We start from the raw sequence: 24,480 nt of genomic DNA, 5'->3' as shown, positions 1-24,480 counted from the left end.
TATAACTGGTGCTGGGATATTATTGACGAATCTGTCCATTGCCTGTAATACGATATTTGGTTGATGTCAGTGCTGGCAGTCCCATCGGTCCACGTGCATGCAGTTTCTGGGTACTGATTCCGATTTCGGCTCCATAGCCAAATTCAAATCCGTCGGTGAAACGAGTGGACGCATTGTGATAGACGGCTGCTGCATCCACATCATGCATGAAGCGCTCTGCATGGGCTGTATCCCGCGTTACAATACATTCGGAATGTTTGGTTCCATAATGTGCGATGTGCTGCATTGCTTCGTCCAGGTTCTCGACCACACGGATATTTAAAATATAATCGTTATACTCGGTCGCATAGTCTTCCTCGGTTGCCTCAAGGGCAGACGGAACAAGACGACGCACCGTGTTGCAACCTTTCAAGACCACATTGGCCTCACGGAATTGCTCGGCAAGAGCAGGCAGATGCTCTTCTGCATATGCGGCATGCAGCAGCAACGTTTCCATGGAGTTACATACGGATGGACGTTGTGCCTTGGCATTGATGGCAATTTCGGCTGCCATAACTGGATCGGCTGATTCATCCACATAGGTATGGCAAATGCCCGCCCCAGTTTCGATAACAGGTACGGTTGCATTGGCAACCACATTACGAATGAGGGAAGCCCCTCCGCGTGGAATGATGACGTCCAGCAGTCCGTTCAACTTGAGCATTTCATCTACGGAAGCACGATCCGCATCCTCAACCAGTTGCAGAGCATTAGCAGGCATGTCTGTCGTTGTGAGTGCCTGATGCAGCACCTCCACAATTTTACGATTGGAGGACAGGGCAGAGGAGCCGCCGCGCAGAAGCACTGCATTACCTGTTTTGAGACATAATCCGGCTGCGTCTACAGTTACATTCGGACGAGCTTCGTAGATGATGCCAATCAGGCCAATCGGCACTCTTAATTTTTCAACATGCAATCCGTTAGGACGGGTGAATGTCTCCAATACTTCACCGACTGGATCAGGCAGATCTGCAATCTGACGTAATCCTTCAGCAATGCCAGCAATGCGCTCCTTATTAAGTGCGAGCCGATCCAGCATGGATTCCGGCGTACCTTGTTCTCTGCCGCGTTCCAGATCCTCAGCGTTTGCCGTAATAATGGAATTCGTCTCCTTAATCAAAGCATCTGCCATGACACGCAGGGCCGTATTTTTCTGTTCTGTATTCAATCGGTTCAGCTGTGGAACCGTGGCTTGAGCTTTGATGGCTTTTTCTCTGACTTCACTCATCGTAATTCCTCCTCATATATATAAAGTTGAGTATTCCAACCACATGTTAAACTAAAGATTATTCACACAGACACTACGATGACAGAATAACCTTCCAATCGCTGTTATCCCCAGATTTTTTCGATTCCCTTTTCTAAAGGGAAAAATCCGGAGATAAGCGTATGCTTCCGATGTAGCTTTCTTTCAGAAAGCTTTTAGGCGAACGCTCCGCTTTTTCAGGTTTTTTCTGTCCTCTCCGTTACGTGTAAATGATTAGTTTAACTTTAATATAACTTCTTGTTTACTTTAAAGTAATCCATTCGTCTCTATGAATAACCTCAAGCCTATGGATGCTAGCGAGTTGTTTCATCACTTCGCCACTGGGAAGTCCGGCAATAAGTCGAAGCTGGTCATCATCATAATTGACAATACCGCGACCAAGCAAGGTTTCATCCATTCCGATGACCTCTACAACGTCTCCTGCATGAAACGTTCCCAGTACCCGCTTGACTCCTACAGGTAAAAGGCTGTGGCCCCCATGGACAAGTGCTTCTTCAGCACCATCATCCACAACGACAGTTCCCAGTGGAGTAGACATGAAGCCGAGCCACTGCTTTTTACGGGATAACGAAGCGAGTCGTGTCTCAAAGTAAGTTCCTTTACCGGTGCCATCAACCGCTTTCTGCATATCTCCGTGTTCTTTCACACTTCCCACGAATACAGGTACGCCTCCACGTGTAGCAACCTTTGCTGCATCAACTTTGGATCGCATTCCGCCTGTACCAACCGTTGATCCTGAGCCGCCGGCAAAAGCGTAGATCTCAGCCGTTATCTCGGGGATACGGTCGTAACGTACGGCAGAAGGATCTTTACGCGGGTCTGCGGTGTACAGGCCGTTGGTATCGGTAAGAATGATCAGATGCTGTGCCTTCACCAGGTTTGCAACCAATGCGGACAACAGATCGTTATCACCAAACTTCAATTCGTCTACCGATACCGTATCATTCTCATTGAAAATCGGAATCACTCGCTGTTTAAGCAGCTCTTCTACGGTCATACCTGCGTTACCCATGCGTTTACGACTGTGAAAGTCTGTACGAGTTAACAGAATTTGCGCCGTAGTAACGCGGTGCGCTGCAAAAGCCTGTTGATATGCCTGCATCAGTAATGCCTGACCAACGGCCGCTGCGGCTTGTTTCTCATGTAGCAGTTTGGGGCGCTGAGGATAACCGATCTCCCGGAATCCGGCCGCTACCGCTCCTGAGGTGACCAAGAGTACTTCATGGCCCTGATCAGCCAGTGCTGCAATTTCTCCGGCAAAAAAAGTGATCGAACTGCGATCCAGACCGCCTTCTTCCGTGGTAAGCGAGCTGCTTCCAATCTTAACTACAATACGTGAAGTCATGGTTTCACTTCCTTAAACATGATTAATAAGTGCTTCTGGAGCAGGCTATAGCGGGTACAAAAAAAACTCCCGCCCTTTAGTTAAAAAGGACGAAAGTTTGTTACTTCCGCGGTACCACCTTTATTGATGATTAGATCATCCGGCTTCATGCCCTGTAACAGAAGGCACTGTCCTGCACGTAACAGGCCGCTCAGGGGTAGGTTTCAGAGAAGAGCCGCGGTAAATTCTTTCAGCAGGGTGGAATTTACTCTCTGGGCGCGACTGATATTCTCTTACTGGTCCCGTCATCACGTTTCGTTCAATATTTCTTATAACATACCATGGAAACTTGGCATATGCAAAGGGGTTATGGTCCTGTAAATTACTTGAATAAATTCAGCTTGCCAATCCGCTCTACAGCTTCGCGTAATCGGTTTTCATCACTTAGCAGTCCCGCGCGCACATAGCTTTCGCCATGTGAACCAAAACCAATACCTGGGGCTACGGCCACCTTGGCTTCTCGCAGTAACAAGTCTGCAAATGAAGCAGAGGTATAACCTGCAGGTACAGGTAACCAGCTGAAGAATGAACCTGCGGGTTTCGAAGCTTGCCAGCCAATCGAGGAAAGAGCGTCATAAAACGCATTGCGACGGGATTCGTAACGTGAAACCAGCGAGGCAACACATTCCTGGGAGCCAGTCAGTGCTTCCGTTGCCGCAGCTTGAATCCCACCGAAGAGACTGACATAGATATGATCCTGAAGCAGATTGATTTTAGAGACAATCTCTGCATTACCTAGCGCAAATCCAACACGCCATCCAGCCATATTGTACGTTTTTGATAACGTATAGAACTCAATGCCCACTTCTTTGGCACCAGGGGCTTGTAGGAAACTTACTGGACGATGTCCGTCAAATCCAATCGCGCCGTAAGCAAAGTCGCTGGCAACGACGATTTGATTTTGAATGGCAAACTCAACCGTATCTTCGTAGAACGAAAGTGGAGCCGTTGCCGACGTTGGATTGTTGGGATAGTTCAGGAACATCAGCTTGGCCTTCTCCCGATCTTCCGCAGTAACGGCTTCGTAATCCGGCAGGAATGCATTGGACTCGAGCAAAGGCATAAATGACATGTTTGCTTTGGCGAGTGCAACACCAGACCAGTAATCCGGGTAGCCTGGATCGGGAACAAGAACGGTGTCACCGGGGTTAAGCAGGATCTGAGGTAACTGAACCAGTCCTGTTTTGCCTCCGAACAGAATGGCTACTTCAGTCTCGGGATCCAGATCAACGTTGTAATCTTCCTTATAACGTTTGGCGACAGCTTCCTTCAGGAAAGAGTACCCTCTAAAAGGGGAGTATTTATGGTAGAGAGGATTTTCAGCTGACTCTTGCAGTGTTTTCACAATATGGGGTGGTGTAGGTGTATCCGGGTTCCCCTGACCCAGATTGATCACGTCATGTCCACTTGCGATTTCACGATTTACATTTTGAACAAGGGTAGCAAAAAATTGCGTTGGCAGCTGTGTTATCACATCAGAAGTTGGTATCTTAAAGGCTGAACGAGCGGATGTATGGTCTGAATGGGTCATTATCTTCATCACTCCGGTTATTAAAAATGGCAAATAGTTCTCATTAATTTATCACGCCAATCCCGAGCTGTATAGAGGGAAATCCACTTGATTAGGGAGTACATAGAAGTAAAGAGCGGAGGATTGTACAAAACTGAAAGTGCCCATATAGTTTTGTCCATTGAGCTGAGAGAAGCCTTGTTTTATGATAATATCCGATAATGATAATCAATATCATTAAATTTTATTGCACAACGCACATGATATAGGGGGAGAAATAGCAATGAAAAAGGGCATACGAAATACGGCAGTACTATTTACGATTACGTGGTTATCCATTCTGCTGCTGGCTTGTGGAAATCAGGCTACAACACCTGCTGCTGGCGCAGAGGATTCCAAAGCAGCCATAGAAACCACAGAAACCACAGAGACCACGACTGCAGCAGAAGAGACAAATGAGGGGGAGACCCGGGTATTCAAAGATTGGACTGGCCATGAAGTAGAGGTCCCTGTAAATCCGAAACGAGTCATCTATCATGGAGAAGTTACCGGGGATCTGCTGGCGCTTGGTGTTGTTCCTGTAGGCATACTTCGTCAGGATGGAACTGTATACGATGATCAGGTTGCTCAGGCAGAGGATGTAGGATTTCCGATCAGTGTGGAAAAGGCGCTAGCCTTAAATCCCGATCTGATCATTTTCTCGAACAGTGATGAGACACAATACGATCAGATCGCGAAGGTTGCACCCACGGTTACATTTGATTCGTTCGGGTCAATAGAAGATCGTATGCGTATCCTTGGCGACTTGTTGAACAAAAAGCAAGAAGCGGAGGATTGGATTACGAATCATCAAAAAGCAACAGAAGAGATGTGGAAGCAACTTCATGAGAACGGATTGAAAGAAGGGGAGACCGCTTCGGTATTCACCATGTATCCCGGGAATCGTCTGTTTGTTATGGCGGGTGCAGGATTGCCACAGTTGTTATATGGTAAAGACGGGCTGAAGCCAACCGCGGAAATTCAGAAAGTATTGGATGAAGACATGGGATTTGTAGAGATTTCGACTGAAAAATTATCTGAATTTGCCGGTGATCGGATATTTATTCTGGATCCTGTGACCGACGATGCGAAACAATCCACCAAGGAATTGCTGGATAGTTCAATCTGGAAGAACCTGCCTGCGGTGAAAGAAGGAAAAGTATATCGTTTTAATATCGTAAAAGCTTCAAGTGATGCCCTTTCCAGGGAGTGGCTGTTACAAGAGCTGCCAAAACAGATGATTCAATAATGATGACGAGCTAGTGAGGCAGCAGTAACACCTTTGAGTAATGCAGTTATAAAAAAGTAAAAGGGGCCTTCAACATTTCGTTGAACGCTCTTTTTTGCTGATAAAGTCATATCTGGATTATTAACCATCGCTCGCTTATAATCAGACCATACAGAATGATTGATAATTATTCTCATTTTAGAAAAACGAGGTGAACCGACATGCAGGCTTTGGATGCCGATGGGGGAGCGTTGTTCTTTTCAGCATTCATGTTTCGGCTGGATCATCTGGTACGACGAATTGAACCACCTGAACAGGTGATGCTGGAAGTTGCTTGCGAGAAACATGCGTTCCTGATCTGCGAAGAAGGGGATGGGCGTTTATATATTGGACATGAACAGTTTCCGTTTACTACGGGATGTGTCTATCCGCTTTCTCCGGGAGAGGGGTACCAGATTGAACATCGTAATAACTCGGAATTGAAATATTTCGTAATGGCTTTTGATGTTATTCATGTGTTGACGGGTGATCCCGAACTCTTTACCCGCCCTGTATTTGAGCACAAAAACCAATTGAATGGTTATCCCTATGCTCCGTTAAGTGGGATGCTTGAGCAAATGTATGCCATTCGAAACTATAAAACAGATGCAGAATACAGTCATTTGAATGCGCAATTCCAAAAATGGATGGAGATGATCATTACCCGGTACACTTCTCCAAAGACGGAACAGAGTATGGAAGCAAGACTATATAGTACGATTCAGTATGTGGACGACCATTATGCTGAAGAAATCACTGTACAGAAACTGGCACGTCTTGTGGAGATCAGACCTGTACAATATACGACCCTTTTCAGACAACTCACGGGTCACAAGCCACTCGATTATGTGAATCATGTACGCATTAAACATGCCAAGGACTGGCTTCGCAAATCGAATGAACCACTTCGGGATATAGCGAACCGCGTGGGCTTTAAGGATGAGTATTATTTCAGCAGGCGTTTTCGCCAAATGACCGGATTATCTCCTCGTCAATATGAAAGATCGATTCAGCAGCAGACGTTAGTACAAGATTGGTTGGGCCATGATGTGAATATTCCAGTAAACCCGGAACGAATTATGTATTACGGAGACTCCGCTGGGGATCTGCTGATGCTGGGCATTCAGATATTGGGAGATCAGACCTATGACGCGGTTGCTCCGGTTAATGTGGAAGCAGCTGTTATCATGAAGCCGGATTTGATTATTTTTGATAGCAGCAATGAACAGCAATATGAACAACTTTACCGGATTGCACCGACGCTTGCTTACAATTCACATGCCACGTTGGAAGAACGAATGCACAGATTGGGCAGCTGGTTTGGCAGACAACCGCAGGCTGAACAATGGCTAACCTCCTATGCGGAGCGTACTGAGCAGATGTGGGCGAAGATCCATACTGTGATTGAAGAGGGGGAAACGGCATCCGTATTTACATACCATCGGGGTGCAAGATTATTTGTTATGGGAAATATCGGTCTGGCGCCTATGTTATATCATCCAATGGGATTCAGGCCAGTGACCAAAGTGAAGGAAGCACTTGCGGCAGGCAGAGCCTATAAGGAAATTTCGGCTGAAGCGGTACGTCAGTACGCGGGAGATCATGTGTTTGTTATGCTGCCTGAGGAAGTTGTGGCAAGACAGGCTACAGAGATGCTGATGAAAAGTCCCAGTTGGCAGGCCCTTCCGGCTGTACAGATTGGACGGGTATACCCTGTGGAGGAGTCAATTTGGAATCTAGGTGACGCGCTCACGAGTGATCGATTGTTGACCCTGCTCCCTGAGTTGTTGTGTGTAAGTTCATAACAAAAACAGGCTTGCAGTCCTCAAGAGGATCAAGCTATGATAGCAGGTATTACGGTTCAGAGGAGTGCTTGTCATGACAGAAAAACAACAGGGAGAAATGCGTGTAGCCCTGATTCAGGGCGATATTCAACTTGGAGACCCTGAGGCCAATCATAAACATATGCAGACGTTGCTTGAGCGTGCGGTAAAACAATATCCGGATCTGGGGCTGGCTGTGTTACCTGAGATGTGGAATACCGGATACGCTTTGACTCAAATTCATGAACTCGCTGACCCGGATGGCCAGAAATCTCGGGAATGGCTGTCTGCTTTTGCTCAAAAACATCAAATTTCCATCGTTGGCGGTTCAATTGCTGAGAAACGGGATGGTCAAATATACAATACAATGTACGCTTATGATCGTGAAGGAAAACAGGTAACACGATACGATAAATTACATTTGTTCCGTCTAATGGACGAGGAGAAATATTTACAGCCAGGTGCGGAACCTGAAATTTTTGAATTGCAGAACGGTCTTACAGCGGGTGCTTCGATCTGTTATGACATCCGGTTTCCGGAACTTGCCCGCACCCTTGCTCTCAACGGGGCCAAGGCATTAATTGTACCGGCCGAATGGCCGAACCCTCGTTTGCACCACTGGCGTACGTTGCTTACAGCACGAGCGATTGAGAATCAGATGTATGCGATCGCCTGTAACCGTGTAGGTAAAGGGGGAGAAACCGAATTTTTCGGACATTCCCTTATCATTGATCCTTGGGGTGAGATTGTGGCTGAAGGTGGCGAAGGGGAAGAGATCGTGACCGGAATTATTCGTCCATCTCTGGTAGATGAGGTTCGCGGGCGTATTCCCGTATTTGAAGACCGTCGACCTGGCGTTTATTTTGGCAAAAAATAAAAACTGAAATAAAATTCTTCAGAAAAAGTGTTTATTCTTCCAGGGCACGGGTAATGATAACTATCCCGTCACCAAGGAGGATGATCAATCAATGGACAACCATGTGAAAGATACGCTCAGGAGACTGGAACAGGATAACACAAGGGAAGATCACTTAAGGGCATTCTTAGAGAATGGAGCAGGAGGGCTATCACCCCCTGATTCAACTGTTCAGGACGAAGGCCGTGTAATGAATCAGCAAAACAGGCTGACAAGCGATCGTAATTTGCGTAAATAAACCGCCAGACATGAAGTTTTCTTATGTACGTTTCTACGTTAACATTATAAATTAGCATTGAAGCTAAACAACTTAACAAGCAACATTGTACTGTAACCAGTTACTGTGATTGCAAAGTAAGAACTTTATCCTGCGGATGCGGGAAACGAGTATATGACAAAGGCTTGGCCCATAAGGGTCAAGCCTTTGTTTTGGTTCAGTATGAAATGTACCTAAAGAAATGTACCTATACCACAGAGCAATTTCTTAGTCTCCCTTTGACAGTTCGGCCACGGTTTGTTGAAACGTATGGATGAATGCCTCGGCTGCCTTCGACAGCACTCTGCCTTGACGATAAGCCACAACAAGTGTTCTGCTGGGAGTAGGCTCAGCAAGTGGAACATACACAGGCACGAACTCACTGCGCGGCGCACGGGCAATAAAGCGTGGAACCAGTGTAATACCCATACCTGTGGCGACCAGCGACTGAACAGTCTCAATATTTGTGCTCTCAAACACAACTTTGGGATCAAAACCGGCTTGCTCACAGAGATCAAATGTAAGTTTGCGGAAACCCTGTCCTTTTTTCAATACAACAAAGGGTTCATCCCGAAGTTCTTCAATTCGCACAGGAAGCGGATGTTCCGGATCTGCCCTGCGTGCCAGAGGGTGATTCGGGGGAACCGCCAGATCAATTCGTTCTTCTCCAATGGTTACATAAGACAAGCTTGGCTCTTGTAAAGGAAGAGATAACAGACTCAGATCAGCTTTACCGCTTGCTGTCAATTTCTCAAGTGTAAGCCCGGAGTCTTCCAATAAGGTGACTTCAATCTCGGGATACGCTTGTTGGAACGCAGGAAGCACGTGTGGTAGCAGGTGTGAGCCTGTGATTGGCATGCTGCCCACAACGACTTTACCTTTACGAAGCTGGGAGATGTCTGACATTTCCTGACGCAATAGCTCCACGGCATCTACGATCTTTTGGGCTTGTTCGACAAACGTAACACCCGCATGAGTTAACTCCACGGTACTTGTATTCCGCTGAAACAGCAGTACTCCCAATTCTTTTTCCAATTTGGATAATTGCTGGCTTAATGAAGGTTGGGCAATGTGCAGCTTCTCTGCTGCCCGGGAGAAATTGCGTTCGGCCGCGATTTGCAACGTATATTGAAGTTGTCTGAATTCCATTGTCATTGGTCATTCCTTTCGTTATGCCACCATTATATCATTACAAATGAAGAAATCATTCTCTTTGCCGGAACTACCGGTAAATTCAAATATCAGGAGAGTGCTTCTTTATTTTGTATAAAAGCATTGACAGCGAAGCAGCGGAAACGTAGTATAAGACTTATCTGATAATGATAATTGTTATCAATTGAAACCTCTGCGATGAGCAGTGGTTTATTTGTCCTTATCTCATTATAGGTTAAACCTATTACATCTATAGATATTATATCTTGGAACAATGAAGGACAGGGTGATATATTTATGTCATTCAAGAGCTTCACTTTTTAAAGGAAACACGAGGCTCTTCCAAGGACCGAACTTATAATGAGGTGAAAATGATGAGTAAAAAAACGATGTTTGAGAAAATTTGGGAAAACCACGTGATTCATCAAGAAGAAGGCAAACCAAGCATTCTGTATATCGATCTGCATCTGGTGCACGAAGTAACTTCTCCACAGGCATTTGAAGGTCTTCGTCTGAGCGGACGTAAAGTTCGTCGCCCTGAGCTGACATTTGCAACAATGGACCACAACGTTCCAACCAAAGACCGCTTCAACATTACAGATCCAATCTCCAAACAACAAATTGATACACTTTCGCAAAACTGCCGTGATTTCGGCGTGAAATTGTATGATCTGGACACGATTGATCAAGGCGTTGTGCACGTTATGGGACCTGAACTCGGTCTGACTCACCCGGGTAAAACGATTGTATGTGGTGACAGTCATACGTCCACACACGGTGCGTTTGGCGCACTGGCATTCGGAATCGGAACAAGTGAAGTTGAGCACGTTATGGCAACGCAATGTTTGCAACAAGCAAAAGCCAAAACGATGGAAGTTCGTTTTGTCGGTAAACGTAACCCGGGTGTAACCGCGAAAGATATGATCCTCGCAGTCATCGCCAAATACGGTACAGACTTTGCAACAGGTTATGTTATTGAGTACACAGGCGAATCCATCCGTGAGTTGAGCATGGAAGAGCGTATGACGGTCTGCAACATGTCCATCGAAGGTGGAGCAAGAGCCGGATTGATCGCTCCGGACGAAACAACATTCGAATATCTGCGTGGACGTGAATACGTACCAGCGGATGCGAAGTTCGATGAAGCTGTAGAGGGTTGGAAACAACTTGTAACCGATGAAGGTGCGGAGTTCGACCATGTGGTTGAAATCGATGTGGAAACATTGATCCCGCAAGTAACTTGGGGAACAAGCCCAGGCATGGGAACCGATATCTCTTCGAAAGTTCCTGTTCCGGCTGAATTGCCTACAGAAAACGAACGCAAAGCGGCTGAAAAAGCCCTTGAATATATGGGACTTGAACCGGGAACACCAATCGCCGAAATTCCGATTGATTATGTATTTATCGGTTCTTGCACGAATGGTCGGATCGAAGATCTGCGTGCAGCAGCAAAAGTGGCTAAAGGTCACACGGTATCCAGTCAGGTTACAGCAATTGTTGTACCAGGTTCAGGACGTGTTAAAATTCAGGCTGAACAAGAAGGTCTGGATAAAATCTTTACAGAAGCTGGATTTGAATGGCGTGATGCGGGATGCAGCATGTGTCTGGCGATGAACCCGGATGTATTGAAGCCAGGACAACGTTGTGCTTCGACGTCCAACCGTAACTTTGAAGGACGCCAAGGACGCGGAGGACGTACGCACCTGGTATCTCCGGCAATGGCAGCAGCAGCAGCGGTTAAGGGTCACTTTGTGGACGTACGGGACTGGAATTTCAAAACAGAAGCAGCGATCTAATCTATAACAGACAGAAGGGAGAACGTTTAATATGGAAGAATTCAAAACATTACAAGGCATCGTTGCACCGGTAGACCGGGTCAATGTAGATACAGACGCAATCATTCCGAAACAGTTTTTGAAACGGATTGAACGTACCGGATTTGGACAATTTTTGTTCTATGAATGGCGTTTCGATGAAGAGGGCAACAATAATGCTTCCTTCGAAATGAATAAACCTCGTTATGAAGGGGCATCCATCCTGATTTCACGTGCCAACTTTGGCTGTGGATCTTCCCGTGAGCATGCGCCATGGGCAATTATGGACTATGGATTCCGTTGTGTGATCGCTCCATCTTTTGCAGACATTTTCTATAATAACTGCTTTAAGAACGGAATCTTGCCAATCAAGTTGTCAGAAGAGCAAGTTGAAGACTTGTTCCAACGTACAGCGACACATGAAGGCTACGAGATGAATGTAAATCTGGAGAACAAAACGATTACTGATGCATACGGACTGCATATCGATTTTGATCTGGATGAGCACCGTCGTCAATTCCTGTTGCAAGGATTGGATGATATCGGTCTGACTCTTCAACATGATGATGAAATCGCTGCTTACGAACAACGCCACGCGGCAAAACTTTTCGGTTAATTATTAAAGTATCGTATAGCAGGAAGCTTCTGCCTTGCCAAAGGGACTTTGTTCCCATCGGTGAGACAGAAGCTTTTTTTAATATCAGAAGCTAAATTAGCTTAATAAGTCAGCTATACATAGAAGTCCTGATCCTTCTTGGTGGAATATTTCAACATGTAATCTTCGCCATTATTCAGTTCTAGGGAAGCAATTTTGATTGGAGTATAATCCAAACGCGTCTATCTTTGAGCACACTCGTGTGAGTATCCGTTTCCATCTTAAAGAGTACGTTGATCTAATGATCCGTTTTTTTGTAATACTTACTATTCCAATATATGTATACTTTAAAGTTACATTAATAGATGGAATTTCATCAATTTATGACATCACTGATACGAAATCGATACACATTCATGTAAAAGAGATTATGTTCTTAAATGTGATCTGCTTTTTTATCTTATTTCCGACTGAATATGACAACGTTGTAACCGGATGAAGGGACAATATCTGATAAACTGATTAGTAGATTATGGAAGGTTACATAGGCTCATTGATGTTATGCTGTGCAGAGAATCAGGTCGGATGTTCAAAAGACAAAAAGAATGGTGGATGAGGTATGAAAAAATGGTCGGCAGCAGTCGTTTTTCTTCTGTTCCTATGTTTATTCCCAGTCATGGCCCATGCAGACACCACTCCCTCGATTGTCCTCGACGGTGTAACCATTAACCAGCAGACGGGTGCACCTGCAGAGAATATCGGGAAAACGGTCATGGTTCCAATTCGAATTGTATCCGAGAACCTGGGTTATAAGGTGAAGTGGGAGAAGGAAACTCAGTCAGTCCAGGTTCAAAAAGGAAACAGCATAATCCAAATGACGGCTGGCAAAGATGCAGCTACAGTGAATGGAAACGTGGTGAACTTGGATTCGCCCCCACTGATCAAACAGGGAACTACGCTTGTTCCGTTACGCTTTGTTGGGGAAGGCATGGGTCTGCGTGTTGGCTGGGACAATGGAACCAAGACAGTAAGCCTATTTAGTATTCCTCCCGTAGTTGAAACGGAAAGTGACAGTGACCCCGTCGAGGCACCAGTCCCGGATGGTTTGACAGAACTTCAAGGCATCAGCTTCAGCGGAGATCGCTTGATTGTAGCAACAAACGGTAATATTAGCCCCAAAGTATCCAGTATTGGTGGGCCAGACCGAATTATTGTTGATCTGCCTTCAGCGACATTCTCTCAGGAATTCATTCAGGGACAAGCCTCTAATCCGGATGGCAGTGGACAGATTCTCGTTACGGATTCATCAATAGTTTCCAAAGTCCGTTATGCCATGTTCAGTAAATCGCCTTCTACCGTGCGTGTCGTTCTGGATCTGAGTCAGACGGCTACAGCCAAATGGTCTGTTGGAGATAACAATGTCTTGCTCGTTGACCTGACAGCCACGAGTGGAGAACCGACAAGCCAACCGGCAGTACCTACGAATGATGGTAAAACGATTGTGGTCATTGATCCGGGACATGGTGGTCGTCAATCGGGTGCAGTGAGTTTGTCAGGAGCTTATGAGAAGGATTTCAATCTGGCTGTAGGGCTGAAGGTACAGGCAATCCTTCAACAATACAAAAATATTCAAACGGTAATTACACGCCAGGATGATACAGAACTTTCGCTCAAACAGCGTGTGGATATTGCTGAATTGAATCAGGCAGATGTTTTTGTATCCATTCATGGAAACAAATTCACTACACCGGTACCAAACGGCATTGAAACGCTCTACAGTCGTAAAGAAAGCAAGACTTTGGCTGACACTCTTCACAAATATGTGTTGCCGGTGACAGGACTCAAGGATCGTGGGGTTAAAACGGCTAGTCTGCATGTGACGCGTGAAACAACCATGCCTGCTGTGTTACTTGAACTTGGTTTTTTAAGTAACCCTACAGATGAAGCGGTTATGCTCACGGAAGAGTACCAGGACAAATGTGCACAGGCGATTGTGGACGGAATTGTTGAATTTTTGGGACTGTAAATTGAATTGTGCGCAAATATGAAGGTTAGGGTAGTACGTTGTTTAGAGATGTGTATTTGATAAATAAGGAAAAAAGAAGACATTAAAATGTAAAAAAAGCTTGATCTGACAACGTTTTTTTTCTGTTATGTTGGAATATATTCGCAACTTTTGAGAGCGAGGGGCGTCTAATAGGTGTCTGGTAATGCCCAAGCGGTCAGTCGGAGTTGGAAAATGACAACATGCGGCAAAAAAATATGAGAATGGTAGGGGTGAAGGATGAAGAAGTTCGGTTTTTTGGTACTGTTATTTGTCTTTGGGCTCGTATTCCCGGGCTATAGTCACGCAGCAACAGACACGAAAATTATCCTAGACGGAAAAGAAATCGTACAGCCATCGGACACAAAAGCGGAAATTATCAACAGCAAGGTGATGGTTCCGATCCGGGTTGTGTCTGAAAATCTTGGATATAGCGTGGAGTGGAAGCAGCAAACGCAAACGGTGACTATTAGCAAAGACAACACTGCCATGCAGATGATTGTTGGACAGAAGACGGCAACGGTGAACGGCAGTAACGTAAACCTGGATGCCCCGCCACTCGTGAAAAATGGTACTACGCTCGTACCTCTTCGATTTATTGGTGAGGAAATGGGTCTTAAGGTGGGTTGGAACAATACCACGAAGACGGTAACATTAGTTACCCAGAATTCAGGTTCCGGAAACGGGACAACCACACCTCCGAACTCTGGCAATGAAGGCGGAGGATCGGATCAAGAAGGTCTTGTACTGGTGAACGGCATCAGCTTCAGCGACAACCGTTTCATGATTGCAACAAGCGGAAGTACGAAGCCGAACGTCTTCACGATGACAGGACCAGATCGAATCGTTATAGACTTGCCGAATACCGCATTTGCTGATTCGTTCAGTGAAGGACAGGCTCTAGACAGCAACCAGAATGGACAACTCGTCGTTAGCGGCTATCCGGATGTGTCGAAGATTCGTTACTCGTTATACAGCAACAGTCCATCTACAATTCGTTTTGTAATAGATCTGTCCAGTTCAAAAGGGTACAGTGTGCAAAATGATTCCGGACTGGTTATGATTAACCTCGACAATCAAAGTGGTACACCTGCTCCTCCGGTTGGTAATAATGGCAAAAAAGTTGTCGTTATCGATGCAGGTCACGGAGATCATGATCCTGGGGCAATCGGTGTAACTGGTAAACGTGAAAAAGACTTCAATCTGGCAATGGCTCTGAAAGTGGAAGCCTTGTTGAAAAAAGAATCCAAAATTGACGTTGTGTTAACGCGCAGCGATGATACATTTTTGGCATTAAAAGAACGTGTGAAGATTGCACAAGACATAAAAGCGGATATCTTCATCTCCATTCATGCTAACAGTGGCCCTGCTGCTGCGAACGGTGTAGAGACATTTTATACACGCTCCAACAGCAAAGCACTTGCTACAGTGATGCACAAGTATCTTTTACAGTCTTCCGGACTGAAGGATCGTGGAGTGAAAACGGCAAGTCTCCATGTGACCCGTGAAACGACAATGCCAGCAGTTCTGCTGGAAGGTGGATTCCTTAGCAATAAGAGCGACGAAGCAGCCCTGTTCACTGAGAGTTTCCAGAACAGTGTTGCCAAAGGGATTGTTGCAGGAATCAAGGAGTATCTGGGAATTAAATAAGGGACAAGCCCTTATGTTGAGGAGGCGGAGTTAGAATGAACAAGAAAATATGGATTGCAGCCTTGCTGGTAACGGTTATGGCAGTTGCTGCTGGATGTGGAAGCAAGCCAACAGCTGCTCCGAATCAGACGCAAGGCGCAGGAACTGAAAACAATGTAACCGAGGTTGAAGGTGAAACAATTACCGAACCGGTAACTGCTGAGCCTGAAGAGAATACAACGCCTACAGAATCCACGGAGGAAGGCAGCTCAGAGGAAGCGACTACAACTACTCCGCCAAGCGAAACGTCTACGGAGAAGCCGGCAACTTCCGAAAGTAATGAAAAGAAAACGATCACTGTATTCTATACGGATGAAGAAGAACTGGAGTTGCACAAAGCTTCGGCAGAGATTTCATACGCATCGGATGATGCCAAATATAAAGCTGCCTTTGAATCACTGCAACAGAGCAAAGACGCTAAACTGGTTCCGCTGTGGTCTAAAGAAATTGAATTAAAGTCTGTTCAGTTCAAGGATGGAGCTCTTACGCTGGATATTCATATGCCAGATACGGCACGTCTTGGAGCAGGTGGAGAATCTTATGCGCTGGATGCTCTAAAACAAACGTTCTTCCAGTTTGATGAAGTAAAATCACTTGATTTACTGGTGGATGGTCAGCAGACTGAGAGTCTGATGGGCCATGTGGATCTTGAACATCCAATGACAAGATCCGAATAGGCTGTACAGCATGCTGTTGTACCGTGAATCCACGGAATATGGGTCGTTTTACATGAGAGAGGGGAATCATAGGTGACTTTTAAATATAACAATCCATCACACTCTAAAAAAGTAGTATCAGCCGTGCTTGCAGGCATGATGGCCCTTAGCGCCGGCGGAGCTGCCATGGCAGCAGAATCAACAGAAACGGGGCAGGGTCAGACTGCTGCAATAACAAATACGGCTGCACCAACTGGTTTGTTCAGTGACATCAAGGTCGGATACTGGGCTGAGAAACATGTGTACAAACTGGCATATCAAGGTATTCTTCTCGGTAACAACGGCCTGTTCCGTCCAGGAGACGCGGTAACACAGCAAGAAGCTGTAACGATGGCAATCCGTTTTATGAATCAAGAGGGGCAGTTGAATACCGACACGGCTGCGGCATTACCGACAAACATGGAAGTGGGAAATTATTTCAAGCCATATGTCGCGCTGGCACTTCAACTGGGACTAATTGACAAAACGGAAGAATCATCGGTGGATGTATCCAAGACCTCCTGGGGTCAAAAGCCGGCTTCACGGGAATGGATTACGAAATTGTTAATCCGTTCATTGGACAAGGATGCTGAAGCGAAGGCACAAAATAATCAATCTACCGGATTTGCTGATAATGCAAGTATTTCCGAAAGTGGTAAAGGTTATGTCAATCTGGCTGTTAGCCTGGATCTGGCCAAAGGTGTGGAAGGCAACAAATTCAATCCAACCGGTTCCGTAACCCGTGCTCAACTGGCTACCTTCTTCAGTCGTGGTGAATCGTTAACGGATACAACGTACCCGAACACATCCACGGGTTATGTGACAGGATTGAAAGATGGGCAGATCACGCTGGTTGTGGACGGCAAAGCCGTTAACTTCGCAGTGAACAGCAGTACGCCTTACTTTACGAAAGACAGTGAAACTCGTGCTTCCGCCACAGATGTGAAGCTATATACGAAAGTTATGGTTGTAGGTTCGGCAGGTGGGGCTTCCTATGTGGAAGTTGTTGATGCTACACCGCAGGTGGAAAGTGTTGAAGGTACATTTGCACGTTCATTGTCTGGTAATAAAATAGGTATCTTTGTGGGCGAGAATTACGAAACGTACAGTTATGATGAGGCAACTGCATTCATCGATCAGAATGGTAATGCAATCAAACTGTCCGATATTACGGCAGATAGCATCATCGAAGTACAGCGTGAGACGTTCTCGGCTGACAAAAAAACAGTCGCTATTCGTGTGAAATCCGGCATTGTTAACAAGAGTGACAATGGCGTAATTGCTGAAGTATCCACTTCTGGCAAAACGATTAAACTTGTCAATACAGCGGGTGCTACAGAACAGTTTGCGTACAATGACAATCTGCTTATCACATATCAAAACCGTATCATGTCAGTGGCTGATCTCAAAGCCGGCAGTGCCGTGAAATACACCGTAAAGGACAGTGTTTTGCAAACTATCACATTGTCTCAAGGTGTGGAGCAATCTGTGCGCGGAACATTGGTTGAGATCGGTGGCAACCAGTCCACGTTAACGTTCAAACGTGAAGGGGGTTCCCTTGAGGCGAAATTGCTGATTGAAAAGCCGGAAGTCATCATTAATGGCATTCAGGATGCAACGTTGAATGATCTCATCACAGATGCAACGAACGGGGATCAGGTTGAGTTGTCATTAAACGCTGACGATCAGGTTACGCGTATTCAGGTGATTGGACGTCAAATGGAACCTATGAACGGGGTAACGGTTGTATCTTACAACAGCAAAACAAAGGTACTTACCGTACTGGACAACAACAAAAAACCGTTTGTATTTACATTGGACGAAAAAACCAAACTGGACTACAATACGACCAAACCTACACTCGCTGGTCTGGAGTCGATTTTAAATGATGGTCGCAAATTGGATCTGACCTATGTGGGAACACGTGCGTTGTCCGTTAAAGTGATTTACAAGTACGAAGGTACGATCAGCAACATTGACACATCGGGTAGAAAAATCAGTTTGTTGTCTGGTAATCAGACGATTACAGTGCCTTATACTACCTTACCTACGGTTGAGATCTATAACAAATCGGGCGCAAGTCTGGGAGATTTGAAGATTGGTGACAAAGTGACCGTAACGCTTGGAGCAAATCAGGATGTAGTGCAGAAGGTTGCACTGAACACTGTGGCTCAATTCGAAGTGGTTGCCTTGGAAGCAAATAGTCGTATTCGAGTAAAATCCGATCTGCTGACAAGTCAGTTCTACGTGGATCAAGCGGTACTGACAGGAGAGAGTGGTCAGACGATCACGCCTTCACAACTGACAGCAGGCAACCTGATTAATGTAACGTTTGAAGGAGCTACGCCAAAAGCGGTTCAAGTCGTGAAGCGTACGCTGGCTGAAGTTACAGCGGTGGATGCTTCATCTGTAACGCTCAAGCAGTTTAATAACGGCCAGACTGAAACCGTACCTGTTAGCGGTTCTGTTAAAGTCGTAAAATCTGGCTCCACATTAACTTCATTGACTAGTCTTACGGTCGGAGATCGTGTGGAAATGACAAAAGATACGGATAATTCCACACGCTTCAGAGTATTAACTGTCATGAGCAAACAATTCTGGTCTTATGATGGCGTTGGTAACCAGATTTTGGTTAAACGGGAAACGACAGCAGACACGAACTATCGTTTTGCACTCGGATCAAGTGTATTTGTTCACCAGGGTGACAATACTTTAAGCGTGCAATCTCTCAGAGATAATGATAATATTGTATTGTATCTCCTGAACAATGTTATTCTGGAGATTCAAAAACAGTAATCGTTTCTTTTCGAGGATCAAAAGAATGACCGTCTTGATACGGGATCTTTCCCGCATCAAGACGTTTTTTTTGCAAGCTTTTTGAGGTCCCCGCAAAGTACTCGGATGAAGCTTCGAAGTAAGGCTCCGCAGCGTGGAGTCATTTTGTGGGAGGTAGCTCTTCATGAATGCAGCGACAGTTAGACATATACTCGAAACTATGGAAGCAATGTTTCCTGATGCACATTGCGAATTAAATCACAGCAATGCATTTGAATTGACGGTAGCTGTCCTTTTGTCTGCCCAGTGCACCGATGAAACGGTGAACAAGGTAACCGCAGATTTGTTCCAGAAGTACAGAAGCCCAGCAGATTATCTGGCGGTTCCTCTCGAAGAGTTGGAACAGGATATTCGGCGAATCGGTTTGTACCGGAACAAGGCCAAGCATATTCAGAACATGTGCCGAATTTTAATAGAGCAGTATGGCGGTGATGTACCGCAGGAACATGATCAGCTTGTGACGCTACCAGGTGTCGGGCGGAAAACCGCGAATGTAGTTGTTTCCAATGCGTTTGGAGTACCGGCAATTGCGGTAGATACTCATGTTGAACGTGTATCCAAGCGGCTGGCGCTTGCAGGTTGGGATGACTCCGTACTTGAAGTCGAAAAGAAACTAATGAAGCGCGTACCCCGGGACGAGTGGACTTTAACTCACCACCGGTTTATATTTTTTGGACGCTACCATTGCAAGGCACAGAACCCTGCGTGTCATATCTGTCCATTGCTGGACATATGCAGGGAAGGGAAAAAACGCATGAAAACGTCCCAAATCAGGAAAGATAAGGAACGTGTCACCACCCGAAAACGAAAAATAAATTAATGAGCAGAAAAGGATGAATAATCATGAAATGCATTTCCGTGTACACTGACAATTTTGAGGCCTTCTCCGATATCTTTGAACAAATCGTTGAACAGGAAATGGCTGAAAATGAAGAAAAAGAAGTAGAAGGCATCACAGTAAGCCACTCTGGCGACGTGCCTGAACATTATCTGGAGCGTATGTCCGTTAAACCAGAAGTTGTTGTTATGAGAGACAAAGGCAGAGACATTACAATTCTGCAACATGGACAAGTATTTGAAATCTTGCTGCCTTCCATGGAGAACGCAGTTTCATAAGAAGTGATTACACTATGGGTTCTGTTGTATTAATGTCATGAGGATCGTTGTGGTTAAGATGATCGCATCGCATTCATGCAACAGACACTTGGCGTAAGCATTTGCTAAATACCGAGTATAAAACGTATTACAGATAAAACCGACTTGTTCGGTTTTATTTTTTTTAGATTATAGATTTATACGTTCATTTATGTATATTCAATTCCAACCGTTCAAATTCAAACTTGATAATGTTAAAATAAATGTTGTAAAAGAGATAGACGTCGAAACGGATGTCAAATTAGAGGAGCCAGGGGGAAGGCCAGTCATGTCCAGAACAGATTACCCAAAAGAAATGGCCAAACCTCTGCTTCCGCTGCGTGAAGCGATGGAGCAGACAGGGGACCATACGGCTGTACAGGCTTTAACGGATTTAATCAGCAAGGCGGAAATGAAACATCTGACGATTGCGTTCTGTGGTCATTTCTCTGCAGGCAAATCGAGTCTCATCAACAGTTTATGCGGTAAGCGGGTGTTGCCTTCAAGTCCCGTGCCAACAAGTGCAAATGTGGTATCCATACGTAATGGTAAGCCAAGAGCGCTTATTTATACTACTCCAAACGTAAGCGCTGACAATGGAGCAGGAACACTTGAAGTTTCTCCAGAGGAACTGGAGGCGTATTGCAAAAATGGTGGAGCGTACAGCTCGATTGAGGTGTGGGATGATATTCCTTTGCTGAAAGATGATGCTGTCCTGCTGGATACACCAGGTGTGGATTCAACAGATCGCGGACATAGTCTCGCAACCCATTCCGCGCTTCATCTGGCCGATGTGGTCTTCTATGTCATGGACTATAATCATGTTCAGTCCGAGACAAACCTTTCATTTGCCAAGAGTCTGTCGGATTGGGGCAAACCGTTGTTTTTGATCGTGAACCAGATCGACAAGCATCGGGAGCGTGAGCTCTCTTTTGACCAATATACCGAAGGTGTCGAAGCTATATTTGCGGCCTGGGAAGTCAGATATGACGGACTGTTGTTTACTTCCCTCCGCGACAAGCAGCATCGCTACAACCAGTGGGATGTGCTTCCGGAACTCATTGGACATATGATGCAAGAGAAGGAAGCGTTAATTACGCACAGTTTGGCAAGTTCGGCCAGTCATGTAACGGAGCAACATCTGACACGAGAAGCGGAGAAACGTGAAGACGAAGAGAATTCCCTGCTGGATGAGATTGGTGGCAAGGAAGGAATTGAACGCTTGGAACGAGAGCTGGAGCTTCTTGATCAACAAGCAGCAGACATTCGTACCGGGCCTTCGCGAGTGCGTGAGAAATTCCGGGCAGAGCTGGAACCTCTTCTGGCGAATGCAAATCTTACTCCTGCGGATATTCGTACGTCTGCTGCTGCCTATTTGGAGAGCCGCAAACCGGGCTTCAGGGTAGGTTTATTGTTCTCAGGTGGCAAAACCGAGCAGGAGAAACAACGCCGTGTTTCTGAGCTGGTAAGACTGTTACAGGATCAGGCTTCCGGACAAGTTGAGGTACATATTCGTACGATGCTTAGACAGCTGGGTGAATCCCATCAGCTATGGGGAGCGGAGTGGGAGCAAGCGCTTAATACGGAGCTGCCTGCTGTAGATGAAGCACTATTGGAGATGAAACGTAGTGCGAGTGCAGAGGTATCTCCAGAGTATGTGATTCAGTTCAGTAAAGATGTGCGGGGCGAGATTGAGGCCCGCTATCGCAAGTCGGCCATGATGCTGGCCGACCGCATGCTGGAGGCGCTGGGCGCGCGAGGCGAAGCCGCGCTCCAGGCGCTGGACGCCAGCCGCGCAGCGCTGCTGGCGCAATCCGTGGCGGCGGCGCGCTACACGGCGCTCCAGCGCAGCGCCGCCGCAGAGGCAGCAGGGCTGCGCAGCCTGCTGCCCGATGCGGGCCCCCTCCCCTCCGGGCTATTGCCGGAGGTGAAGGGCCCGCACGTGCCCGCGGTGCCTGAACCGGGCGAAACTCCCGGTTCGCATGCGGGCACGTCAACGTCTGTGGCTGCGCAGCCACAGACGCCAGAGGCACCGCCGCCGCAGCGCGCAGCCGCAGCGGCAGTGCCTGGGCCATCGGCGGCGGCTGGTGCTGAACGCCGCCGACGCCTGGACGCAGCAGCGGCACGGCTTGAAGCCGCTGCTGCGCTGGTGGAGCCGTACCCCGCCATGGGGTCGGCGGTACGGGATCTGCGTGCACGCGCGGCTTCGCTTGCGGGCGGCACGTTCACTCTGGCGCTGTTCGGAGCATTCAGCGCCGGCAAATCCTCCTTCGCCAACGCGTTGCTGGGCGAAGCTGTACTACCCGTCTCGCCGCATCCAACAACAGCGGCGATTAACCGGATTATGGCTCCTGCCGGGGGCGCGGAGCATGGTACAGCCCGGGTCCGTATGAAGACCCGTGACGCTTTCCAGAAAGATCTCGCCTATTCCTTCCGATTGCTCGGACTGGGTGAGCCTGGAGCAGAGTGGCAGAAGCGAGTACGTTCCCTATCGCCACAGGATGTACATCCGGCGGGGCGCCCGCATTACAGCTTTTTGCAGGCAGCGGCAGCTGGTTGGGAAGAAACAGCGGACCAGCTAGGGCAGGATGTGCTGGTGGATCTGGACGGTTATCGTAACTTTGTCGCAAACGAGAAGAAGTCCTGTTTTGTAGACAGTATCGATCTGTATTACAGTTGCGATGTGACTGAACAAGGCATTGTATTGGTGGACACACCAGGAGCGGACTCCGTGAATGCTCGTCATACGGGTGTAACCTTCAATTATATGAAGAATGCGGATGCCCTCATTTTTGTAACGTATTACAACCATGCTTTCTCACAAGGTGATCGCCAGTTCCTGAACCAGTTGGGACGTGTCAAAGATAGTTCTGCCATGGATCAGATGTTCTTTGTTGTCAATGCCAGTGACCTGTCTTCCTCTGAGGAAGAGCTGGAGCAGGTTCTCGATCATGTGAGCACCCAATTGCGCAGTAATGGAATTCGGGCACCACGACTCTTCCCGGTATCCAGTATACTGGCGATGGAAGGCAAGATGGCAGGTGATTCGAAGCTGCTGGAGCAATCCGGTTTTATCCGTTTTGAGGAAGAGTTCAACCAATTTGCGGGCAGAGAATTAGCCGATCTTGCCGTAGGTGGCGCTTCCGAAGAGATGGGACGTGTCATTCAGCGGCTGAAGAAGCGTGCGGAGGATGCGGCTCAAGGGGAGGAAGCTTTGCAGCAGCGGCGGGATGAACTGGAGACCATTCAGGGACAGTCACGCCAGCGCATACAGCTACTTGCAGAGCGATCCATGAAGGAAGAATTGTCACAGGAAACAGCAGAATTACTCTTCCATGTGCGGCAGCGACTTGCCTATCGCCTTGGTTTATTCATGGCAGAAGCATTCCATCCATCCGTACTTCGGGAGGATCGGGGCAATCTGAAGACGGCTTTTGCAGCCTGTGGACGTGAACTGTTACGCATGATTGCCATTGAACTGGAGCAGGAACTCCTTGCTACCACCCTCAGACTTGAACAGGCAGGTCAGACCTGGCTGATGAAGCAAGTTACGGATTGTATAGATGAGGTGAGACAGTTATCAGGGGGCGTGGATGTGTCACTGCCACTGAACGAACGCTGGAGTACACCTGTGCTTGAAGAAGTTCGTCTGGAAGAACCGTCTGGATGGAAAAGCTATTTGAATTATTTCCGCAATCCGAAACAGTTCTTCGAAGGAGATGGACGTCAGCGATTACAAGAGGCACTTGATCCTGTCCTCAAACAGATGATCATTGAAGTTCTTCCTGCTGCGCAAGACAAACTGATTCAGTTTTATGACAACCAGATTTGTCAATCATTGCAACACCAATCCCGTCAGTTGGAAGAACGTCTGGACGAGGCGGTGAGTGGAATTCAAGATACACTGGAGAGCGGAATTCCGGCGGAGCAATGGACCAGCTTGTCTAACCAACTAGAACAGATTGAACGAAGTTAGAATCACGGCATAACACGTATTCTCTGGAAGTCTTTGTAAAACAAA

Annotated in this window: 17 protein-coding genes and 1 other annotated feature; of the genes, 13 read left to right on the top strand and 4 right to left on the bottom strand. The window is 46.7% G+C overall.

The annotated features are described in order from the left end of the window. Positions 1 to 19: 19 nt before the first annotated feature. The 3 genes from NZ043_RS28875 to NZ043_RS28865 form a co-directional block, all read right to left on the bottom strand. Positions 20 to 1,267: a glutamate-5-semialdehyde dehydrogenase gene (locus tag NZ043_RS28875; RefSeq protein ID WP_339309903.1), complete on the bottom strand. Its 1,248-nt coding sequence runs from the start codon at positions 1,265 to 1,267 to the stop codon at positions 20 to 22. Between the two features lie 280 nt (positions 1,268 to 1,547). Then, on the bottom strand, positions 1,548 to 2,651 hold the full coding sequence (proB, locus tag NZ043_RS28870; RefSeq protein ID WP_133385321.1) for a glutamate 5-kinase: 1,104 nt from the start codon (positions 2,649 to 2,651) through the stop codon (positions 1,548 to 1,550). A gap of 82 nt (positions 2,652 to 2,733) precedes the next feature. Continuing rightward, positions 2,734 to 2,948, bottom strand: a binding site (T-box leader). A gap of 64 nt (positions 2,949 to 3,012) precedes the next feature. Beyond that, a complete protein-coding gene (locus NZ043_RS28865) occupies positions 3,013 to 4,221 on the bottom strand; it encodes a pyridoxal phosphate-dependent aminotransferase (protein ID WP_339309902.1) in 1,209 nt (402 codons plus the stop codon). Between the two features lie 262 nt (positions 4,222 to 4,483). Between NZ043_RS28865 and NZ043_RS28860 the strand changes: the two genes are divergently transcribed. The 4 genes from NZ043_RS28860 (at position 4,484) to NZ043_RS28845 (ending at position 8,483) form a co-directional block, all read left to right on the top strand. Then, a complete protein-coding gene (locus tag NZ043_RS28860) occupies positions 4,484 to 5,488 on the top strand; it encodes an ABC transporter substrate-binding protein (RefSeq protein WP_339309901.1) in 1,005 nt (334 codons plus the stop codon). Positions 5,489 to 5,688: 200 nt separating this feature from the next. Next, on the top strand, positions 5,689 to 7,311 hold the full coding sequence (locus NZ043_RS28855; RefSeq protein ID WP_133385318.1) for an AraC family transcriptional regulator: 1,623 nt from the start codon (positions 5,689 to 5,691) through the stop codon (positions 7,309 to 7,311). Positions 7,312 to 7,384: 73 nt separating this feature from the next. Further along, positions 7,385 to 8,206 (top strand): carbon-nitrogen family hydrolase, encoded by an 822-nt coding sequence (locus NZ043_RS28850; protein ID WP_339309900.1) that lies wholly within the window; start codon positions 7,385 to 7,387, stop codon positions 8,204 to 8,206. Between the two features lie 91 nt (positions 8,207 to 8,297). After that, complete coding sequence (locus tag NZ043_RS28845) at positions 8,298 to 8,483, top strand: hypothetical protein (protein ID WP_017687767.1); 186 nt, start codon at positions 8,298 to 8,300, stop codon at positions 8,481 to 8,483. A 246-nt stretch (positions 8,484 to 8,729) separates the two neighbouring features. Here NZ043_RS28845 and NZ043_RS28840 read toward each other — a convergent pair whose 3' ends face one another. Then, positions 8,730 to 9,650, bottom strand: a complete 921-nt coding sequence (locus NZ043_RS28840; protein ID WP_091028991.1) for a LysR family transcriptional regulator — start codon at positions 9,648 to 9,650, stop codon at positions 8,730 to 8,732. Between the two features lie 377 nt (positions 9,651 to 10,027). Between NZ043_RS28840 and leuC the strand changes: the two genes are divergently transcribed. The 9 genes from leuC to NZ043_RS28795 all read left to right on the top strand — a co-directional run bounded on the left by leuC (position 10,028) and on the right by NZ043_RS28795 (position 24,435). Next, on the top strand, positions 10,028 to 11,449 hold the full coding sequence (gene leuC / locus NZ043_RS28835; protein ID WP_091028993.1) for a 3-isopropylmalate dehydratase large subunit: 1,422 nt from the start codon (positions 10,028 to 10,030) through the stop codon (positions 11,447 to 11,449). 31 nt (positions 11,450 to 11,480) lie between these two features. Further along, on the top strand, positions 11,481 to 12,083 hold the full coding sequence (leuD, locus tag NZ043_RS28830) for a 3-isopropylmalate dehydratase small subunit (protein ID WP_091028995.1): 603 nt from the start codon (positions 11,481 to 11,483) through the stop codon (positions 12,081 to 12,083). A 598-nt stretch (positions 12,084 to 12,681) separates the two neighbouring features. Further along, positions 12,682 to 14,088, top strand: a complete 1,407-nt coding sequence (locus NZ043_RS28825) for an N-acetylmuramoyl-L-alanine amidase family protein (protein ID WP_339309899.1) — start codon at positions 12,682 to 12,684, stop codon at positions 14,086 to 14,088. A gap of 258 nt (positions 14,089 to 14,346) precedes the next feature. Further along, positions 14,347 to 15,756: an N-acetylmuramoyl-L-alanine amidase family protein gene (locus NZ043_RS28820; protein ID WP_036607564.1), complete on the top strand. Its 1,410-nt coding sequence runs from the start codon at positions 14,347 to 14,349 to the stop codon at positions 15,754 to 15,756. Between the two features lie 35 nt (positions 15,757 to 15,791). Continuing rightward, entirely contained in the window at positions 15,792 to 16,472 is a 681-nt protein-coding gene (locus NZ043_RS28815) for a GerMN domain-containing protein (RefSeq protein ID WP_036671957.1), read from the top strand. A 72-nt stretch (positions 16,473 to 16,544) separates the two neighbouring features. After that, the gene (locus tag NZ043_RS28810) at positions 16,545 to 19,286 is read left to right on the top strand and encodes an S-layer homology domain-containing protein (RefSeq protein ID WP_091028998.1); all 2,742 of its coding nucleotides are present in this window, start codon (positions 16,545 to 16,547) and stop codon (positions 19,284 to 19,286) included. A gap of 163 nt (positions 19,287 to 19,449) precedes the next feature. Beyond that, positions 19,450 to 20,145, top strand: coding sequence for an endonuclease III (gene nth, locus NZ043_RS28805; RefSeq protein WP_036607558.1), 696 nt, complete (start codon positions 19,450 to 19,452; stop codon positions 20,143 to 20,145). Positions 20,146 to 20,168: 23 nt separating this feature from the next. Beyond that, entirely contained in the window at positions 20,169 to 20,441 is a 273-nt protein-coding gene (locus NZ043_RS28800) for a hypothetical protein (protein ID WP_017687779.1), read from the top strand. A gap of 307 nt (positions 20,442 to 20,748) precedes the next feature. Beyond that, positions 20,749 to 24,435 (top strand): dynamin family protein, encoded by a 3,687-nt coding sequence (locus NZ043_RS28795; protein ID WP_339309898.1) that lies wholly within the window; start codon positions 20,749 to 20,751, stop codon positions 24,433 to 24,435. The last annotated feature ends 45 nt before the right edge of the window (positions 24,436 to 24,480 follow it).

The organism is Paenibacillus sp. FSL k6-2145, from assembly GCF_037976585.1.
In the GTDB taxonomy this organism is placed as follows: Bacteria; Bacillota; Bacilli; order Paenibacillales; family Paenibacillaceae; genus Paenibacillus.
Note: the sequence above shows the minus strand (reverse complement) of the source record. Positions and strands in the feature narration are given on the sequence as shown.

Bases quoted from the DNA above. Each gene is read 5' to 3' on its own strand.
- NZ043_RS28825 (WP_339309899.1), top strand. From the start codon at position 12,682: ATGAAAAAATGGTCGGCAGCAGTCGTTTTTCTTCTGTTCCTATGTTTA.
- leuD (WP_091028995.1), top strand. From the start codon at position 11,481: ATGGAAGAATTCAAAACATTACAAGGCATCGTTGCACCGGTAGACCGG.
- NZ043_RS28820 (WP_036607564.1), top strand. From the start codon at position 14,347: ATGAAGAAGTTCGGTTTTTTGGTACTGTTATTTGTCTTTGGGCTCGTA.
- NZ043_RS28855 (WP_133385318.1), top strand. From the start codon at position 5,689: ATGCAGGCTTTGGATGCCGATGGGGGAGCGTTGTTCTTTTCAGCATTC.
- NZ043_RS28800 (WP_017687779.1), top strand. From the start codon at position 20,169: ATGAAATGCATTTCCGTGTACACTGACAATTTTGAGGCCTTCTCCGAT.
- NZ043_RS28860 (WP_339309901.1), top strand. From the start codon at position 4,484: ATGAAAAAGGGCATACGAAATACGGCAGTACTATTTACGATTACGTGG.
- NZ043_RS28815 (WP_036671957.1), top strand. From the start codon at position 15,792: ATGAACAAGAAAATATGGATTGCAGCCTTGCTGGTAACGGTTATGGCA.
- proB (WP_133385321.1), bottom strand. From the start codon at position 2,651: ATGACTTCACGTATTGTAGTTAAGATTGGAAGCAGCTCGCTTACCACG.
- NZ043_RS28795 (WP_339309898.1), top strand. From the start codon at position 20,749: ATGTCCAGAACAGATTACCCAAAAGAAATGGCCAAACCTCTGCTTCCG.
- leuC (WP_091028993.1), top strand. From the start codon at position 10,028: ATGAGTAAAAAAACGATGTTTGAGAAAATTTGGGAAAACCACGTGATT.
- NZ043_RS28850 (WP_339309900.1), top strand. From the start codon at position 7,385: ATGACAGAAAAACAACAGGGAGAAATGCGTGTAGCCCTGATTCAGGGC.
- nth (WP_036607558.1), top strand. From the start codon at position 19,450: ATGAATGCAGCGACAGTTAGACATATACTCGAAACTATGGAAGCAATG.
- NZ043_RS28840 (WP_091028991.1), bottom strand. From the start codon at position 9,650: ATGGAATTCAGACAACTTCAATATACGTTGCAAATCGCGGCCGAACGC.
- NZ043_RS28865 (WP_339309902.1), bottom strand. From the start codon at position 4,221: ATGACCCATTCAGACCATACATCCGCTCGTTCAGCCTTTAAGATACCA.
- NZ043_RS28845 (WP_017687767.1), top strand. From the start codon at position 8,298: ATGGACAACCATGTGAAAGATACGCTCAGGAGACTGGAACAGGATAAC.
- NZ043_RS28875 (WP_339309903.1), bottom strand. From the start codon at position 1,267: ATGAGTGAAGTCAGAGAAAAAGCCATCAAAGCTCAAGCCACGGTTCCA.